The sequence below is a fragment of the Alcanivorax sp. 1008 genome (assembly GCF_020667895.1).
In the GTDB taxonomy this organism is placed as follows: Bacteria; Pseudomonadota; Gammaproteobacteria; order Pseudomonadales; family Alcanivoracaceae; genus PGZG01.
In genome coordinates this window covers 152,930-171,020 of the sequence record NZ_JAFMPS010000004.1, presented here as the reverse complement: position 1 = coordinate 171,020, position 18,091 = coordinate 152,930, and the positions used below count along the sequence as shown (strand labels likewise).

Below are 18,091 nucleotides of genomic sequence, written 5' to 3'. Positions count from 1 at the left end.
ATTTTGTAGCAATCGTTACAAAATGGACCAAGCATGGCTAGACCGCCCCGATTTCGCCAATCTGATGTGCTGACCCGCGCCATGCTGGTGTTCTGGCAGAACGGCTTTGCCGGCACCAGCGTCCGTCATCTGGAGCAGGCCACCGGCCTGACTGCGTCCAGCCTGTACAACCGCTTTGATTCCAAGGAGGCGTTGTTTGCCAGCGTCCTCGACCACTACATCGCCAAGGTGGTGCAGTGGCGCATCGATCGCTATCTGCGCGCCGAGGATGCACTGGCCGGGTTACGCCGGTTTTTCGATTCCACCTACGACTACATCAGCGAGCAGCGGCCACCGATGGCCTGCCTGCTGGCCAATACCGCGCTGGAAAAATCCGCCACGGATCTCGCGGTGCGGGCGCAACTGGATCGTGGCCTCGCATTGCTCGAAGACGCCTTTGCCGATTGCCTGCAACGTGCCGCGCAGGCAGGCCAACTGCGTGCCGACTGCGACTGCCGTCGCTGGGCCCGACATCTGCTGCTATGTCTGCAGGGTGTGCTGGTGGATAGCACCATCCATCCTGATCACGCCCGCCTGTCCGAACTAGTGGACGGGGTCATGGCGGCCCTTCCCATACAAAAGCACTGAATCTGATGACAATAAAAAGGAGTATTGACCATGCAAGCGCTGCGCACCCCTGACGAACATTTCCAGAATCTTCCCGGTTACGATTTTGCGCCACACTACCTGATGGTGGATGACACCGAGGGTGGCGAGCTGCGCATGCACTACCTTGATGAGGGTCCCCGCGATGCAGCGCCGGTATTGCTGATGCATGGTGAGCCGACCTGGTGCTATCTGTACCGGAAAATGATTCCGCTGCTGGTGGCCGCCGGCCATCGCGTGATTGCTCCGGACCTGATCGGCTTCGGTCGTTCCGATAAACCGTCAAAGCGCACCGATTACACCTACCAGCGCCATGTTGACTGGACCAGTAACATTCTCACGCAACTGGATCTGACCGACATTACGCTGGTCTGTCAGGACTGGGGTGGGTTGATTGGTTTGCGTTTGCTGGCCGAGCACCCGGAGCGTTTTGCCCGCGCGGTGGCGGCTAACACCATGCTGCCCACCGGTGATCACGATCCCGGCCCGGCGTTTTTGGCCTGGCAGAAGTTTTCTCAGGAGACCCCGGTGTTTGCCACCGGCAAGATTATCCAGTCCGGCTGCGCGACGCCGTTAAGCGCAGAGGTGGTGGCTGCCTACGATGCACCTTTTCCGGATGAGTCCTACAAGGAAGGCGCCCGCCAGTTCCCGGCGCTGGTGCCCACTACCCCGGACAACCCGGCCACCGCCGCCAACCGCAAGGCCTGGGAAGTGCTGTTCAAGTTCGACAAGCCATTCCTGACTGCTTTCAGCGACAAGGATCCGATTACTGCGGCGGCCGCTCCGGTGATCCGCAAGCTGATTCCAGGCTGTGAAGGCCAGCCGCACACCACCATTGAGAACGGTGGTCACTTCCTGCAGGAGGATCAGGGAGAGGCGTTGGCCAAGGTGACGATTGACTTTATCGCCGCCACTCGCTGACGGAATGCCTCCCGTCGCCTGTTCATATTGGCGACGGGAGTCGGGTGTTAGCGCATCAGTTCGCGGGAAAGCTCAAGATAGCCCTTGCCCTGTTTCTTAACTTTATCTGGGTCGGCATGCTCGGAACCTTTGTGCACGTCTTCCAGCATTTCTTCCAGCTCATCGACTGAGTCGTCGATTTTCTGCAGTGCATTTTCCAGCGTGTAGGTCAGCACATGGATTTCGTGCATGTCTTTTGCTGAAAGTTCGTCCTGCGCCAGCAGCGCTTCCAGTTTTTTGTTGTACTCGGTGAAGTTTGTCATCGCCTCAGTGAGGGTGGGTGATGGCTTGCCCTTGAAGTGGTCAGTGGGATCATCCGCAAGCGACGGAGAAGACAGCAGTAGGCTGGCGGTAAGCAGGGCGGAGGTACGGATAATCAGCATAGTGTGTTCCTGAGTAAGAGGATGTCAAAACGATAATGATTCTCAATAACTATGTCAATGAATGCTCTGATCTGCTCTGAGGGCTCCAACATCAGTGCCCTTTGACTGTGTTGTAAATTTATCAATCCTGATTAGCCTCAGGAACCTTTCTGCTGACTGAACCTGTCATTGCCCGTCCAGGCAGGCCATGAATAATGACTGCATCCCGCCTCCGGCTAGCGGCGGCAATTTGCAGGAGAAGTTGATGAAAACCCGTATTACCGAATTGCTGGGCATCCAGTATCCAATCGTTCAGGGCGGCATGCAGAATGTCGGTTTTGCCGAGTTAGCAGCGGCTGTTTCCAACGCCGGTGGGCTGGGCATCATCACTGGCCTGAGCCAACCCACCCCGGAAGATCTGGAAAAAGAAATCAAACGCTGCCGTGAAATGACCGACAAGCCGTTTGGAGTCAACCTGACCATCCTGCCGACGATTAAGCCAGTGCCCTACGAAGAGTATGCTCGGGTGATCTGCGAGTCTGGCATCAAGGTGGTTGAAACGGCCGGTCGTAATCCGGAGCCGTTCCTGCCGGTGTTTAATCAGTACGGTGTCAAGGTCGTTCATAAGTGCACCTCGGTTCGTCATGCACTGAAAGCAGAGAAGGTAGGTGTTGCTGCAGTGAGCGTCGATGGGTTTGAGTGTGCCGGTCACCCGGGTGAAGATGACATCCCCAACCTGGTGTTGTTGCCGGCGGCAGCGGCTGTGCTGAAAATTCCCATGCTGGCTTCGGGTGGTATCGGCACTGGTGCGCAGATGGCTGCCTGCATGGCGCTGGGAGCTGACGGCATTAATATGGGCACTCGTTTCCTCGCCACCAAGGAAGCGCCGGTGCATGAAAATATCAAGCGTGCCATCGTTGAGGCCAGTGAGCTGGATACCGCGCTGGTTTATCGGCCCTTGAAAAATACCGCCCGTGTTTACAAGAACAAGATAGCGCAGAAGGTAAATGAGATTGAGCGCGAACAGGGAGCGAATATGCAGTTCGAGCTGATCCGCGATATGGTTGCTGGCGTCAAAGGCAAGGTGGCGCTGACTGAGGGCGACATTGACTATGGTGTCTGGACGTCTGGCATGGTGCAGGGCTTGATTCACAGTGTTCCAAGCTGTGATGAGTTGGTTCGTGAAATCATCCGCGAGTGTCAGGACACTATTCGCAATCGCATGATGGCCTTCCTTGATTGATGGGCCAGACGGTTAAGCGAGGGGGCGTTTATCGCCCCCTGTTTGTATCAGGCTTATGGCCTTGAGCGAGTTTTTTGCGATGGTCTTTGCGATTATGCAGCCGGAACAAGCCTGTGGAATATTCCCCCGATTTAGGTCTTCCTGCATTGTTTCCCGTTGAGCTTTGATTGATTCAATTCCATCACAGACGTTGCCCAAAGAGTGATGGTCATAATTCTTAATGTGGCAGCAGGCCACCATTTTCCCGTCGGTAGACAGGTAGGCGCCATTGATCAGCCAGGGGCACTGAAAGCGCATATCCACGCTTTGATACAGCCGCTCATAGAAGCCGATATGATTCTTGTTTTGACGATCGTTGAGTGCTTCATGCAGTAGCTCGCTAGAGGAGATTGCTCGCTGGGCAATATTGCCTGCCTCCCGGTCGACAATTTCTTCCTTCATGCTGTGGTCGTAGATGGCCTGGTATTGGGGCATGGTCTGCAGTGCCTGGATGTTGATGCCGCCATCCAGAGAGAGCTCTTTGTAGAATGCTGGAATTCCTGCTTCCAGCTCGCCTGCGGTGCTGCGTAAAACGGTGACAGAGAGGCCGATCAATGGAGTCTGCATATTTCGCTCATTACGTGCAGCGATCAAGTGGCGAATGCCGCGCCGAACTCGATCCAGCTTGCCGCCACGTATGCGCTGAAAGTCCTGATCTTTTGCCGATTCAAGCGATACAAATATGCGTGCTACGCCATGATCAAGAATCTGTTGAATGTTTTCCTGGGTAAACATCGAGCCATTAGTGATCATGGAAACTTCCAGCTGCGGAAACTTGTCCCGCGCCAGTGCGATCATGTCAAAGAATTGAGGGTGTAGAAGAGGCTCACCTTCACCCTGTAGTTCCAGTGCCTGCAAACCTTCCACCTGATTGATAAAGCTGCGAAAGGTATCCAGTGCTATGTCCTGCTGGGGCATATGTCGGCCGACGCAGAATCCGCAGGTGTAGTTGCAGCGGGTGGTAGGTTCAATCTGGGCAAAGCGGACTTCCATGGTGACTCCTGAGCAAGAGAGGATGCTCTATTGCATGGCGCCTTCAAGAGCGCTGGCTGCGTGCTCTATTTCAACGTTCTGGTCAAAGCCAGCATATTGACTGGCAAATGCTTGTGCTGCAGCTGTATAGGCAGGGTTAAGTGTCATGGCGTCAAGCGCCTGAGCAATTCGCTCCGGGCGATCCAGAGTAATCAGCTCGCCCGCGCCAAGTGCTTTGACGCAGCGGGCGAACATCAACTGCTCCATATACAGCGGTAATTGTAGTGTCGGTGTGCCTGCCAGTAGGAACAGAGCAGTGGTGGAGTGGTTGCCATGGAATACACCCAGGTCTGCCTGTTCAGCCAGTGCGCGTAAATCAACCAGTCCATCAAGGAACTGGCAGCTATCACTGGTGAACCGCTGCTGGTGCTGCTTCTCCAGTCCGGCGCAATGGATCAGGGTCGGCATGCCGGAACGAGACAGCATGGTCAGTACTTTTTCCACGCCCGGGCGCGTGTTCAGGTAGGCAAAAATGCGCTTGCCCTTCCCCTTTGGCCAGTCTGCCTGTTTCTGCTGCTCCGGCACCCAGACGCCACTGAAATGCGGGCCAGCCGGCCGCTGAAAATGATCCAGTTCGGCGAAGGTGGTTAGCACCGTATGACGGGCTTTGCCATACAGATCGCTTATATGCGCAAGGGGCGTGCCATGCTGTGCTTGAATAACTTGATTGACGCTATCCAGTAGTGCGGCGTCCTCTGCCAGTCTGGCCGCGGCTGGCATTTTGCTTTGCATGATGCCAAAGCCTTCATTTACCGCCGGGGGGCAGAAGAAGCCGTTGCCCTGCAGAGCAAAGGGAATACTGAGAAGGTCACAGGCCACCATGGCGGAGGGAGCGAACTCCAGTAGTGCGGCATCCGCTTTAAGTGGGGCGAGCAAATCAATCCAGCCACGCACGGTCGCGGTGAGCCTGGTCGGATTGTTGAAACCGATATTGCCAAGTAGTTGCGAGTAGCAGTCGGTGCGAGTCAGCTCCCAGGGCTGGTAGCGAACCTGTGGAGCCTGCAACCACACCACTGGCAGTTCATTCAGGGCTCGCTGGGCAACAGCAACATCACGAACGATAAAGGTTAGCTTATGGCCGCGCCGTAGCAGCTCTAGGGCCAGCATGCGTAGCGGCATGATATGGCCCATGCCGTGCCCTAACTCCCAACCGATTACCCAGTGTGCCATGTGCTCTCTCTGAAAATGCAAAGCGCCCTCACGAGGGAGGGCGCTTTGCAGGTGCTAGTACTGCCCGAAGAGAATTACTTCCGACGTCTGAATAGCAACATCAGGCCAGCCAGTAGTGAGGCACCGCCAAGACTGCCAAGGAAGTCATTGTTGCTGCTTGAGTCTTTCTTATTGAGGAATACGCGAATTTCCTGCTCATCAGTGATCACTCTGGTAGCTGAGGCTTCCATTATGATGGGGGAGGACAGTTCGGCAACAATCAGGTCTGCACGGCCATCGCCATTCACGTCAGCAAAGCTCGGTGAGGCCCAGCCGCCAGAGGTCACGTCGATGCTGCCAGAGGTGTTTTCCAGCTCGACGAAGTCGGCCGTGGAGGCAGAGCCTTCATTGACGAACACTCGCAGCGGCGCTGCGTCGACAGTGCCCATTACCAGATCCAGATCGCCGTCATCATCGACATCGTGCAGTACGATCGGGGCTCCGTAATAAGGAGAGGTGAGGCCCAACGGGAAGTTGTCACCGATAACCTCATTGAACTGGAATACGCCGTAAGCACTCGTGCCGTCGTTTCTGTACTGGCGCAGTGTGCCTGCATCAACAACAATCAGGTCAACGTCAGTGTCGTTATCCAGATCGCCAGCGGCGATGGATGACGCCATGCCGTATGCGGCGGCGGTGGGGGCAAGAGTCACGCCGTAAAACGAGTTGTCAAAGTTGCCATAACCGTCATTGCCGCTCTCGTAGGTCTCGTATACGTCAACACCGGTCACTACGCCGTAAGAATCCGTATTAACCCGACCAAAAGTCACCTGAGTGGACGAGTAGGTGTTCTCCTGGCCGCCCAGAAAGTCCAGATCGCCGTCGCCGTCCACATCGGCAGCGGATACCGGATGACCGTAATAGCTGTTGTAGTCGCCAGCGAACGGGTTAACGGTAATGTTGTCGCCGGTGCCGTAGCCGCCGTATTCGGTATCAGAAACTTGGGTAAATGCGGCCTCAGAGGCGGAACCGGTATTTTCCCAAACGCTGGTGTTACCGTAATTGCTGTAGGGGAAGGAGTCGTCCTGAGTTTGGTGGAAGAGCACTGCATCCAGATCGCCGTCATTATCAAGGTCCATCATCACCAGAGATGGGAGAGAACCAGTAGAGGTGATGGCGCTGAAAGGGTTGTTTTCGGTGACTTCGACAAAATTTGCGTAGGCCAGAGAGGCTCCGCCGATGGCCAGACTGGCGGCAACGGCTTGAGCCAGGCGCTTGCGTTGAAATTGCTTCATGTGGGAATCCTTTTGTTGACGGGTGGTAGTGGCGGCTGTGTTGCTCCAGGCCACGGACAAAGGCGCGTGACCTCAGCTACTGAGTTCGCTAAGTCATATTAGACAGATAAGACAGGGATGTGAACCGGTTCCGGCCTTCACGCGGGGTTATTAATCAGGTGGTCTGCAAGCCGCTGGGCCAGAGCTGTCAGAATCAGGGTAGGCGGTACAGTGGTGCTGGTTGGAAATACACTGCTGCCGGCAATATACAGGTTGTCCGTGCCCCACACCTGCAGGTCTGTGTTGACCACGCCATCCGCCGGGTCTTTGGCCATCCGGGTTGCCCCGCACAGGTGGTGAGATGAGTGCCGGAACGGGCTGGCCGAGTCGATACCCCCCAGTTGCTCGGCCAAAGTGCGTTGCAGGCGTTGGCCCAGGGCAATAGTGGCCTTATCCAGATCGCTCAGGCGGTAGTGCATTTTGGGAAGAGGATCGCCCAGAGCATCCTTGGAGGCGCCCCGGACGATTCGGTTGCTGTGCTCCGGAGCCTGTTCAAACAGGCTTTCTATCAACGTGTATTCGCTCCCTTCCGGCCCCGGTATCAGGCCAATACGCAGGAGTGTTCCGCCCAGCCCATGGTGCGCTTTGTTGAACAGCATATCGCGTACGTGGAGATGACTTTCAGCGGCGCCGGCGGGCAGCAGCGGCTTGTCACGGTGGCCGTAGAGTCGCAGCCCAGGGTGATCCATAAAGCCGGCGCCGAGCCAGTCGCTGTGATTGCCAATGCCTTCGGCGGCACTATTCCAAAGCAGCCTGGGTGTCTGGATGCCGCCGCCGCAGACAATGATGGCGCCAGCCTCGACAGTTAATGCCTTGCCTTGCTGGTCGACACATTCGAGTCCCCGAGCTCGCCGCCCATCCATCAGTATTCGCCGGACTGTGGTGCCGGGGTGAATGGCCACGGTCTTCAGCGCCGCGACCCGGTCGATCTCGCCGTGTTTGAGCAGGCGCAACGCATCCATGCCTGAGCGTTTAAACATACCGTAGGCACCGGCCTCAAGGGTCTGGTAGTGGGGCTGCAAGAAAGCCCGCAATGCGGCACTGCTTTCGATGTAGGGATTGAGCGGCAAGTCAGGATTGTTGGCTGGGTCCGCCGGCCTGATCCGTAGCCAGGCCTCAGCGCTGGCTAGCCATGGGCGCAGCTGCGCTGGCGTAATCGGCCAGTCGACACCATATCCCCGCTGGCTGGCGGACATCAGCTCAATGTCATGGGGCCGCGGTGAGTGGCTTTGCCAAAGATTGGTGGTGCCGCCAAGCATGCGCTGGGTGGCCCAGCCAAAGTTATATGACAGGCCCCATTGGCCGGGCTCAACCTCATGCATGGCCTGTAGTGCTTCACTTTGTTGGCGTAGTCCGCCTTCCAGAACTACTACCTGTTTACCTGCCTGAGCTAATTTATCCGCCAGTGCGATGCCAGCCGGCCCGGAGCCGACGATGGCGAAGTCGGTGACTGTTTTGCGGCCACACCCGGCGATGCTGACAAACGGTGACACCGCCAGCGCCATGGCGCTATTACGAATAAACTCGCGTCTGTTCATCAGAGCAGCTCTTCTGTGGCGGCGACCATGTAGGCCACGCTGTCCTGATAATCAAAGCCTTGATAACGCTGCGCCACTTCCAGGTTGATACGCTTTTGCTCCGGGTTGTCGATCAGTGACTCCAGCATGGGTCGGATTTTCTTCGGTTGGTTTCGGAACAGGGCAGTACCCAGATTGGAGGCGACAATGCGTCGACAACAGCCCTCATGCTCCTGATGCAAAGGTAAGCCGAGCATGGGCACTCCAGCCAGCAGAGCTGCTGCGGCGGTACCGTGATTGCCATTAAATGCCAGCAGCTCAGATTGCTCCATCAGGGTGCGCATATTCTGCCGCTGACTGACAAAGCGGATATTGCTGCTTTGATGTCGCTTGAGAATGGCCGGGTCTACCCGATCAGGAAACATCAGCAGTGAAAGCTCCATATCGTTCACAGCTTGCAGAAACTGATCAATGGCCGGGAAAGGCTTCAGGTAGGCGAAAACCTTTTGCTTGCCAGCCGCTGGCCACTCAGGCTCCTCTCCGTCACTGGGTACATTGGCGCCAAGGTAGCGTAGCCCAGTGCGTGGGCCGAGGTGATCAATTTCTTCGAAAGTAAGCAGGAATTTTTTCTCTACCCGGTTATACAGGTCCGCCAGCATGCATAGTGGCGTGCCGCCATCCTGTTCTACCAGAGCATTGAAGTGTGGCAGCAGCGCCTCCTCACGAACGATATTGGGTGCCGCCTCAAATCCGGGAAATAGAACCGGCCGGCACTCCGGAGGCAGGGAAAAACCCGTGCCGGTATGAATAGCAGGAATGGACAGTGCGCGGGCCATCAGCAGGGCACCGGGACTATGGTCTGCAATGAGTACGTCGGGTTTTAGCAGCGTGGCCAATTGGCGCCAGGCATGGTGTCGGCCTTGCAGGCTTTCCGGATCAAGAAAGCCGTTCATAGCCAGCAAATCAGCTGCGCCCTCTGCCGGCCGGCCCAGTGTGTAGCGCCGGTCTGCGACCATCGGTGCTTGTACGATAGTTGTCGCAATATGGCCAAGCGCAGCCCGGGCGCTGCGCAAATCAGCTGCTGCTACCAGGAGTTGGTGGCCGTTCTCGACCAGCCTTTCAAACACCGGCCGCATCGGCATCAGGTGGCCGAGACCCTCACCCATTTCCCAGGTAAATAGTATTCTGGCCATAGACAGCTGCCTTGTTACTTTTTCTTCTTTAGCGGCGCCATGCCACCAGGATTAGATATTGCCGGCGCCTTGGGTTTGCGTGCCGGCTTCTTGGCCGGCTTCGCTTTGCCCTTCGTAGCATTGCCATCCTTCTTCTTTTTCTTGGTGCCAACGGTTTTGCCAGATGCTTTTAGTTTTTTCGGGCCCTGAAAGCTGCCCTTAAGCTCCTTGATAACGCGTAGTTCGAACTTCTGCTTCAGGTAGCGTTCGATGCTCGCCATCAAATTCCATTCGTTGGTCAGCACAAAAGAAATGGCCAGGCCACTGGCGCCTGCGCGACCAGTGCGGCCGATGCGGTGAATGTAGTCGTCACCGCTGCGAGGCATATCAAAGTTGATCACCAGATCAAGACCGCCAACGTCGATGCCCCGGGCAGCCACATCGGTGGCCACCAATACATCGATATCGCCATTGCGTAATCGGTCCATGGCCTGCTTGCGATCTTTCTGGTCTTTCTCACCGTGTAGCACATAGCTGCGGATATTCGATGCCACCATCACGCCGCCTAAACGATCGGCCTGAACACGGGTGTTGGTAAAGATAATTGCCTTACGATATTCCTCGTGGGCGAGCAGCCATTGCAGCAAGCGCTCTTTGTGGCTGATATCGTCGGCGGTGATGATTTGCTGGCCGATATGGATGTCCAGAGACCGGACATCGTCCAGGGTCAGCTGTTCCGGCTCGCGCAGTACCTGTTGAGCAACGTGATCCAGTCCGGGGCCTCCACTGGTGGCCGAGAACAGCAGGGTTTGCCGCTCGCTATTGCACAGGCCGGCCAGTTTCAGCACATCTTCTGCAAAGCCCATATCGAGCATGCGGTCGGCTTCGTCCAGCACCAGCACTTCAAGGTCACCCAGCTCCAGATGGCCGGCGTTGAAGTGCTCGATCATACGACCGGGTGTGCCAATCAGGATGTCCGGGTTGCGCCGCATGCGTGATGCCTGGATGCGGAAGTCTTCACCGCCGGTGACCAGCTCGGCCTTGATAAAGGTGTAGCGGGCAAACTGGGTGACCTGCTTCAGAGTCTGCTGGGCTAATTCACGGGTGGGCAGCAGGATCAGCGCCCGGGTGGCGGTGCGCGGCTTTGGGTCGCCATACAGCTTGTGCAGCATGGGCAGCAGGAAGGCAGCGGTTTTCCCCGAGCCAGTGCGGGCAATGGCGCGCAGGTCGCGATTATTCATGATCACCGGAATGGCGGCTTGCTGGACCGGTGTCGGCTCATTGAAGCCAAGTTCGGTAACGACGCGCAGCAGGCGCTCATGCAGGGCAAAATCGGTAAACATCATGTCGTTATTCCAGTGAGCTGGGCTGGGTGTCAGGCGATAGTGCAATGGTGTGCAGTTTACCCGTATCCGCATGGATTTGGGCTGTTTCTCTGAGCAAGGGCATAATGTCCGGGTTATTACCGTTACTGTGGAGTAGAGATGGCCGGTTCCCTGAAAGATCAGCTGCTCAAAGCGGGCCTGGCAGACGCCAAGAAGGCTCGTCAGGCAGACCATGCCAAGCGCCAGCAGGCCAAGCAGGTTGCTCGGGGTGAAGCGCAAGACCCGGCGCAAGCAGTGCGCCAGGCCCGCGAAGCTCAGGCGGAGCGCGACCGGGCATTGAATGCGGAGCGTCAGGCGCAGCAGCGTCATAAGGAGATTGCTGCGCAGATTCGTCAGCTGATTGAGGCCCATCGGGTCGACCGTCGAGGGGCAGAGCAATCATTTCAGTTTGTTGATGGCAAAAAAATTCAGAAGATTTATGTCAGCGCCCTGATCGCAGATCAGCTGGCCCGAGGCATGCTTGCCGTGGTGCGTCTGGCGGATGGCTTTGAAGTGGTGCCCACGGCTATTGCGGACAAGATTGCTGAGCGGGATGCGGCCGTTGTGGTGGTGCGTCATGAACGTGATTCTGGCCAACAGGCGGACGATGATCCCTATGCGGACTATCCAATTCCGGATGATCTGATGTGGTGAGGCTTGCCGCTACACTATTTGTGTTTGCGGCAGTCGCACTGGAAGCGTTGCTGATCTTCAAGTCGGAACGCAGTTAAAAAGCCATCCCAGACACAGCCGCTGTCCAGTGCCTCAATGCCATCGATGGCAACGTCGCCGGCTAGCGCAGCCCAATGACCAAACAGGATCCGGGTGCTGTAGTGAACTCTTTTGGGGTGGTCAAACCAGGGAAAGTAGCCCGGCGGTGGCGCAGCCGCCTCGCCTTTGGTTTGCAGTTCAAGCTCACCAGCTTCATTGATAAAGCGCATGCGGGTGAAGTGATTGGTAATGACCCGCAACCTGTCGGCGCCATGCAGTGCATCTGACCAGCCGGCCGGCTCATTGCCATACATATTATTAAAAAGATCTTTGCACTGATCACTGTGCAACACGGCTTCCACTTCTCTGGCTCGGCTACGCGCCTGATCAAGTGTCCACAGCGGCGGAATGCCGGCATGGGTCATCACTGCATCAAACTCAGGGATATCAATCATCAGTGGCTGCTGCCGTAGCCAGCCAAGCAACTCATCACCATCCGGGGCGTCAAGAATGGCCTGCAGGTCGCGATCCTTTTTTTTCAGCGGTGCAGCACCATGAGCAACGGCTAGCAGGTGCAGGTCGTGATTGCCCAGGACGCAGCGAAGATGGTCGCGGAGTCCATAAACCTTGCGCAATGTGCCAAGGGAGTCGGGCCCCCGAGCCACCAGATCGCCGGCTAGCAATAGTCGATCTGCGCCGGCTTTGAAGTTGATCTGTTCAAGCAGGCGTTCAAAGGCGCCAAGGCAGCCCTGCAGATCTCCGATGGCGTAGGTGCTCACGCAGGCTCCTTAGTGCAGGCTGTGTGGTGGTGCCAAGGTAAAGGCTGGAATATCGGCATTAAAGCAGTGTCCATCTTCAGCCAGCATCTGATAGCTGCCATGCATGCTGCCGACGCTGGTTTCCAGTACGCAGCCGCTGGTGTACTCAAAGATTTGTCCTGGCGCCAGATTGGGCTGTTCGCCAATCACACCCTCACCGTGCACTTCCTGAACCCGCTCATCGCCATCGGTGATAACCCAATGACGTGTAAGTAGCTTGGCGGCCTGCTCACCTTCGTTGCGGATGGTGATGTGGTAAGCGAACACCCAGCGATGTCCCTCCGGGTCGCTTTGCTCAGGCAGGTACTCGGTTTGTACAAACACGCGAACGTGGTAGCGCGGATCATCCTGCATGGTGGTTGTCCGGTTGGGCGGCTGAAGATAGCCGGCTGACTTGATTGGCCAGGGATACAAAGCCAGCCAGACCAATACTGTCTGGACGCAGGCCAGGGTCTACGCCGGCTGCTGCAATCTGCTCGCTGGTGAGAAAAGACTTCAAACCATTACTAATCACCTTGCGGCGCTGGGTAAAGGCCTGCGCCACAACTCGACGCAGTACGTCCACGTCATCCGCCGGGTGAGGCAATTGGCGATACGGGGTTAGCCGCACTACCGCCGAATCAACCTTGGGGGGTGGTGAAAATGCAGTGGGCGGTACAAAGAAAAGATAATCATTCTGGCAGTAATACTGAATCATCACAGACAGGCGGCCCCAGTCAGCAGTGCCGGGTGAGGCAACCAGTCGATCGACAACTTCCTTTTGTAGCATAAAGCACATGTCTTCAATGACATCGACCTGATCAAGCAGATGGAACATCAAGGGAGTGGAAATATTGTAAGGCAGGTTGCCCACCACTCGGACTCGCTGGCCGTTTTGTGCCAACGAAGAAAAGTCGAATTTCAAGGCGTCGGCACTGTGGATGGTAATTCGCTGCTTGGCAATGCGGCGTTCCAGTTCAGTGATCAGGTCACGGTCCAGCTCCACTACTTGCAGATGCTGAATGCGATCAAGTAGCGGCAAGGTGAGGGCGCCCTGGCCCGGGCCTATTTCCACCACAATTTGCTCGTCGGTGGGAGCAATGGCTCGAACCATTTTTTCTACCAGAGCGGTATCGGTGAGAAAGTGCTGGCCGAAACGTTTGCGCGCCTGATGCTGCATATTCACTGTTCCTGAGTATTTTTTTGCCGCGCCAGTCTGGCAGCGAGCCGGGTGGCGGCAATCAGGCTGCCTGAATCTGCGCGGCCGCTGCCGGCCAGATCAAAGGCGGTGCCATGGTCCACGGATGTGCGGATAAACGGCAGTCCCAGCGTAATGTTGACTGCCTCGCCGAAGCCAGCGTACTTCAGTACCGGCAGGCCCTGATCATGGTACATCGCTAGTACCGCATCATGACCCTGCAGGTGGCGGGGGGTAAAGGCGGTATCCGCCGGCAGCGGGCCGGTGAGCTTTATGCCCTGGAGGCGTAATTGATCCAGGGCCGGGATAATGATGCGCTGCTCTTCGTCGCCAAGGTGGCCGTTTTCGCCAGCGTGAGGGTTCAGTCCCAGTACCATAATATTGGGGTCAGTTATGCCGAAATGGCTGCGCAAGTCATGCTCCAGAATCTTGATGGTCTGTTGCAGCGAGGTGCTGTTAATGGCGTCCGCTACCTCACGTAGAGGCAGGTGAGTGGTGGCGAGGGCGACGCGCAGTTTGTCAGCCACCAGCATCATGACTACCCGTGTTACTCCAGCGCGTGCACAAAGATACTCGGTGTGGCCGATGAAGTCCGGCTGAGCGCCTTCACGGATAACATGCTTGGCCAGTGGCGCGGTGACCATGGCGGAAAATGTACCATCCAGACAGCCGTCTGCGGCGCGGTCCAGAATAGTCAGAATGCTGCGCGCCGTGGCTGGGTCAGGCTGACCAGCATGCACCCTGACGCCACTGTCGCAGTGCCATACGGCAAGGCAGTCAGGCGGCAGCGGGTCGCCCGGTTGCCAGTCCCGCAGAGACACGCTCAGACCAAGCTGGCGGGCTCGCTCCTCAAGAACGGCCATATCGCCGAGCACAACCATTGCGGTGTCGGGAAGCTGTTGCTGCAACTGCAAAATCAGGTCCGGCCCAATGCCGGCCGGGTCTCCACAGGTCACCGCAACAGGAGTGCTCATCAGAGGCGAATGTCTACGTAAGCTTCTTGACGCAGCTCAGCTAGCCACAACTCCAGCTCTTCCGCAAAGCGACGTTGGTGCAACGCCTGCCGAGCGCGCAACCGTCGGTATTCTTCGCTCATATCGGCGCGGCGCACCTGTTCAACTCGCAGAATATGCCAGCCGAACTCGGTGCGGAATGGATCACTGATCTGGCCTGCGGGAATTGACTGCATCTGTTGGTCAAACTCTTCTACCATTTCACCGGGAGATACCCACTCAAGGCTGCCGCCGCTGCGTGCGCTACCCGGGTCGTCGGAAAACTCCCGTGCCAGACGGGCCATGTCTTCACCTTGAATGATGCGATCGTGCAGCTCGCCACTCAAGCGCTGGGCTTCTTCGTTGCTACGTAAAGTAGTCGGCCTGATCAGGATATGCCGCACCAGGTACTGGTCCACCAATTGCTGCTCATCACCACGTCGGTCAATCATCTTCAAAATGTGAAAGCCGTTACTGGCGGGTAGTGGCCCAGCCAATTCCCCCGCCTGCAGGTTGATCACCGCATCAGCGAATAGGGATGGCCACTGCGCAGCTGGCCGCCAGCCGAGGTCCCCACCTTCAAGAGCGGATTGGCCGTCTGAAAACTCGGCTGCCTGAGCGGAGAAATCCGCACCTTCCTTCAGGCGCTGCATGATGTCATTGGCGCGCTGCTCTGCTTTGCGCTGCTGATCTTCCGAAGCGCCATCCGGAACGGCCACCATGATGTGACCCAGGCGAAACTCTGCTTCAAATAATTGGCGGCCCTGTTCCGAGCTGATAAATCGGTCGAGCTCGCCGTCAGTAATACGGATACGTTGACTGACTCTGCGCTGGCGTAATTGATTGATTGCCATCTCACTGCGCAGCTGTTCCCGAAAGGCTGCCCATTGATAGCCTTCGGAGGTCAGGTGCGCGGCAAATTCTTCCAGACTGAAGCCGTTTTGCCGGGCAATGCCTGTCAGAGCCTCGTTAAGACTGGTGTCATCAATACGGATACCTAAACGATTAGCCTGGGCCGCCTGGATGCGTTCGACAATCATGCGCTCCAGTACCTGAGTGCGAAGAATGTCGTCCGGTGGTGCCGGGCGTCCTTCCGCGCTGATATTGCGTCGAATATCTGCGACGCGGGCACTGAGCTCACTGGCCATGATGACACTGTCGTCAACGACGGCGGCAATTTTGTCCAGCGTGACAACCTCGGCGCTAGCTGATTGGGAAAATGCCAATGCCGACAGGAGCAGGGCAAGGCTGGCAAATCGAATCATTGGGTTCTCCTGTAGCCTGGAATGCCGCGTTCCAGCAGCGTGTCGACGGTGCCGCCGAAACCACCCAGACCAACCATTTGGATCTGTAGCAGCGTGGTGCGTTCTGGGTCGAGCGTGGTATCGCCATCACGGTCGCTAAGTTCGCGCAGGTTGATCAGGCGGATGCGCCAGCAGCAGTCGCGATACTCAATTCCGGAAACGTTTTCTAGAGAGCGTCGCTCGCCAAGATCATGCAGCCAGCGCCCGATCAGACTCCAGTTGCGGTGGACAGGAACCATGGCTGCGAGTTCCGTTTGGCGGATATTATCAATGGGCCGGTACTGGTAGCCCGCGTATAGATGCAGACGACTGCGGTCGCTATAGGCAATGCGCAGACTGTTCTGCTCCCGGCGGTCTTTTTCAGAGTTCCACTGGGTCTCGGCGAACATGGACCAGCGTTGATCAATCTGCAGAGTGGCGTCTGCCACGACCGCTGATTGCTGCAAGGTGTTGGCTGGCAGATCCACATTGCCTGATTCCACTACCCGGTCACGACGATGGAATTTCTGTGCGGCACGCAGAGTCAACAGGTCGTCGCCCCGTTGTGGGTCGACAAAGCGGGAAGTAATACCAAGCGTGCCGCTCTGCTCATCGCCGATGCGATCGTAGCCGGTAAAGCGGTTTTCCCGAAACAAGGTGTCCCACGATGAGGTTAGCCGGCCGCTGTCGAAGTCCGGCAAATCAAACTGTTCTTCCTGTTCAATATGATTCAGGAAAATGCGCGGTTCCAGAGTCTGCAGTAGCTGACGTCCAGCAAAGGCGAAGGGGCGTTCCAGAAACAGGCCGCCGTCGAGGTTTGTGCCCCATAACGAGCGGGTCGGAGTATCTGATGGCAGGGTGTCTACGCCACTTAGCGAGTAGGCAGTCTCGTAGAAACGAACTCGTGGGCGTAAATAACCCCATGAGGCTTCCAGGGGAACTGTCAGCGCCGGTTGCAGATGAATGCGCTGGCCACGGATATCATCTGTAAGCAGGGAGGCATCTCGGTCGAATACGGTGATGTCACTGGCCCAGTCGAGGGCTAGCGGCCCGGCAATGGGCTGCGTGCCGGTCAGGCTAAGCTGCGGTAGGCGACGATAGGGCAGGTCGTCATCTGCCAGCGTTGGATCGATGGTTTGCCAGGCTTGCAGACGAGCGAGAAAGCGCCAGTGCCGTCCGAAATATTCCGCCTGACCTTCTCGAGGCAGGTGAGTGAGCGAGGCGACTTCAAGGCCGGTGTCCAGATCCTTGAAGTAAAAATCATCGGAAACATAATTGACGTCGGTGCTGAATAGCCAGCGGTCCAGGCTGCCCTCATGGTTCCAGCTGGCAACTACCCGGTCTTCATCGTTGAATAGCTTGTCTTCTTTAAGCAGGCCGTACACCAGGTCGCCCTGGCCGAGGCGGGTCAGGTAGCGGAACTCGGTATCAATGCCATTGCCACGGCCATCGATATAGCGCGGAGCGAGCGTACCATCCGCCTGTGGGTGAAGGTTCAGGTATAACGGCTGGCTGATGTCGAAGCCGCCACTATCCGAGGTGCCGAAGGAAGGAAACAGCAGGCCGGTTTTGCGGCGGTCGTCGATCGGAAAGGTAATCCAGGGGATGTATGCGAGGGGCACATTTTCTACCCGCAAAACCACATGGCGAGCCTCACCCCAGCCCTTCTCTCGGTCCAGATCAATGCGTCGGGCATTCAGCCGCCAGCCGTCGGAGCCAGGCGCGCAGGTGGTGTAGCTGCCACGCTCAATAACAATTTGCTGGCCGTTCTGGTCAATCTTATCCGCGTCTCCCCGGGCATTTTGTTCATACAACGCATAGCGGGCGCCGAGCAGGTTGGCTTGGCGGTTTTTCATATTTCCGCTCAGAGAGTCGGCACGAAAGCTCAGGCTATCGGTGTCCAGCTGGATATCTCCGTCCAAGGAGAAGTCACCGCTGCTCTGGTTGTAGCGAGCGAAGTCGGCGCTCAGTGTGCGTCCGGGCTGTTCGATGATTACCCTGCCTTCCAGTACAGCGTCGCCATCCATCTCGAACTGGGAGCGTTCTGCGCTGATCAGGGTGTCGCCAGAGCTCGCCGGGTTGGCGAGCGCCGGATTATAGTAGGTGCCACTGCACCAGGCAGGGATTGGCTGTTGCATCTCCTGCGGCAGGGATTCCATCTCCTTGCGTTTGACCCAGTTCAGATCGTCAGCCAGCACCGGGCCTGCCAGCAAACTGGTAATCAGCAGGAATCGGGTGGGGCGCAGTGGCATTCGCAATCCGGAACAGGTAAAAAGCCGGACGGCAGTTTACT

At 57.1% G+C, this 18,091-nt stretch carries 17 protein-coding genes; 4 read left to right on the top strand and 13 right to left on the bottom strand.

Translation table 11 applies throughout. The annotated features are described in order from the left end of the window. Positions 1-33: 33 nt before the first annotated feature. The gene (locus J1C54_RS07400; protein ID WP_229146147.1) at positions 34-627 is read left to right on the top strand and encodes a TetR/AcrR family transcriptional regulator; all 594 of its coding nucleotides are present in this window, start codon (positions 34-36) and stop codon (positions 625-627) included. A gap of 30 nt (positions 628-657) precedes the next feature. Further along, positions 658-1,566 (top strand): haloalkane dehalogenase, encoded by a 909-nt coding sequence (locus tag J1C54_RS07395; RefSeq protein WP_229146146.1) that lies wholly within the window; start codon positions 658-660, stop codon positions 1,564-1,566. Between the two features lie 47 nt (positions 1,567-1,613). Here the strand turns inward: J1C54_RS07395 and J1C54_RS07390 are convergent, their stop codons facing one another. Then, positions 1,614-1,988 (bottom strand): DUF6746 family protein, encoded by a 375-nt coding sequence (locus J1C54_RS07390; protein WP_229146145.1) that lies wholly within the window; start codon positions 1,986-1,988, stop codon positions 1,614-1,616. A 244-nt stretch (positions 1,989-2,232) separates the two neighbouring features. Between J1C54_RS07390 and J1C54_RS07385 the strand changes: the two genes are divergently transcribed. Next, the gene (locus J1C54_RS07385; protein WP_229146144.1) at positions 2,233-3,210 is read left to right on the top strand and encodes a nitronate monooxygenase family protein; all 978 of its coding nucleotides are present in this window, start codon (positions 2,233-2,235) and stop codon (positions 3,208-3,210) included. A gap of 12 nt (positions 3,211-3,222) precedes the next feature. Here the strand turns inward: J1C54_RS07385 and J1C54_RS07380 are convergent, their stop codons facing one another. The 6 genes from J1C54_RS07380 to J1C54_RS07355 all read right to left on the bottom strand — a co-directional run bounded on the left by J1C54_RS07380 (position 3,223) and on the right by J1C54_RS07355 (position 10,796). Next, complete coding sequence (locus J1C54_RS07380; RefSeq protein ID WP_229146143.1) at positions 3,223-4,242, bottom strand: radical SAM/SPASM domain-containing protein; 1,020 nt, start codon at positions 4,240-4,242, stop codon at positions 3,223-3,225. A 27-nt stretch (positions 4,243-4,269) separates the two neighbouring features. Then, positions 4,270-5,451 carry a nucleotide disphospho-sugar-binding domain-containing protein gene (locus J1C54_RS07375; RefSeq protein WP_229146142.1) on the bottom strand — a complete coding sequence of 394 codons (1,182 nt, stop codon included), beginning with the start codon at positions 5,449-5,451 and terminating at the stop codon, positions 4,270-4,272. Positions 5,452-5,525: 74 nt separating this feature from the next. After that, a complete protein-coding gene (locus tag J1C54_RS07370; RefSeq protein WP_229146141.1) occupies positions 5,526-6,725 on the bottom strand; it encodes a VCBS repeat-containing protein in 1,200 nt (399 codons plus the stop codon). A 137-nt stretch (positions 6,726-6,862) separates the two neighbouring features. Continuing rightward, positions 6,863-8,302: a GMC oxidoreductase gene (locus tag J1C54_RS07365; RefSeq protein ID WP_229146140.1), complete on the bottom strand. Its 1,440-nt coding sequence runs from the start codon at positions 8,300-8,302 to the stop codon at positions 6,863-6,865. Further along, positions 8,302-9,474: a glycosyltransferase gene (locus tag J1C54_RS07360; protein WP_229146139.1), complete on the bottom strand. Its 1,173-nt coding sequence runs from the start codon at positions 9,472-9,474 to the stop codon at positions 8,302-8,304. Before J1C54_RS07360 ends, J1C54_RS07365 begins: the two co-directional genes overlap by 1 nt. Positions 9,475-9,488: 14 nt before the next feature. Next, positions 9,489-10,796, bottom strand: coding sequence for a DEAD/DEAH box helicase (locus J1C54_RS07355; protein WP_370635625.1), 1,308 nt, complete (start codon positions 10,794-10,796; stop codon positions 9,489-9,491). A gap of 141 nt (positions 10,797-10,937) precedes the next feature. Here J1C54_RS07355 and J1C54_RS07350 point away from each other — a divergent pair, with 141 nt between their 5' ends. Beyond that, complete coding sequence (locus J1C54_RS07350; protein WP_229146137.1) at positions 10,938-11,471, top strand: DUF2058 domain-containing protein; 534 nt, start codon at positions 10,938-10,940, stop codon at positions 11,469-11,471. A gap of 14 nt (positions 11,472-11,485) precedes the next feature. Here J1C54_RS07350 and J1C54_RS07345 read toward each other — a convergent pair whose 3' ends face one another. From J1C54_RS07345 to J1C54_RS07320, 6 genes are read right to left on the bottom strand one after another with little or no spacing between them, the layout of a single operon-like run. Continuing rightward, positions 11,486-12,307, bottom strand: coding sequence for a symmetrical bis(5'-nucleosyl)-tetraphosphatase (locus J1C54_RS07345; RefSeq protein WP_229146136.1), 822 nt, complete (start codon positions 12,305-12,307; stop codon positions 11,486-11,488). A 9-nt stretch (positions 12,308-12,316) separates the two neighbouring features. Then, positions 12,317-12,700, bottom strand: a complete 384-nt coding sequence (gene apaG, locus J1C54_RS07340) for a Co2+/Mg2+ efflux protein ApaG (RefSeq protein ID WP_229146135.1) — start codon at positions 12,698-12,700, stop codon at positions 12,317-12,319. Then, a complete protein-coding gene (rsmA, locus tag J1C54_RS07335; protein WP_229146134.1) occupies positions 12,690-13,505 on the bottom strand; it encodes a 16S rRNA (adenine(1518)-N(6)/adenine(1519)-N(6))-dimethyltransferase RsmA in 816 nt (271 codons plus the stop codon). Before rsmA ends, apaG begins: the two co-directional genes overlap by 11 nt. A gap of 2 nt (positions 13,506-13,507) precedes the next feature. After that, a complete protein-coding gene (gene pdxA, locus J1C54_RS07330; RefSeq protein ID WP_229146133.1) occupies positions 13,508-14,497 on the bottom strand; it encodes a 4-hydroxythreonine-4-phosphate dehydrogenase PdxA in 990 nt (329 codons plus the stop codon). Further along, positions 14,497-15,780, bottom strand: a complete 1,284-nt coding sequence (locus J1C54_RS07325; RefSeq protein WP_229146132.1) for a peptidylprolyl isomerase — start codon at positions 15,778-15,780, stop codon at positions 14,497-14,499. The genes pdxA and J1C54_RS07325 overlap by 1 nt, the downstream gene beginning before the upstream one ends. Further along, on the bottom strand, positions 15,777-18,050 hold the full coding sequence (locus J1C54_RS07320; protein WP_229146131.1) for an LPS-assembly protein LptD: 2,274 nt from the start codon (positions 18,048-18,050) through the stop codon (positions 15,777-15,779). Before J1C54_RS07320 ends, J1C54_RS07325 begins: the two co-directional genes overlap by 4 nt. Between the last annotated feature and the right edge of the window lie 41 nt (positions 18,051-18,091).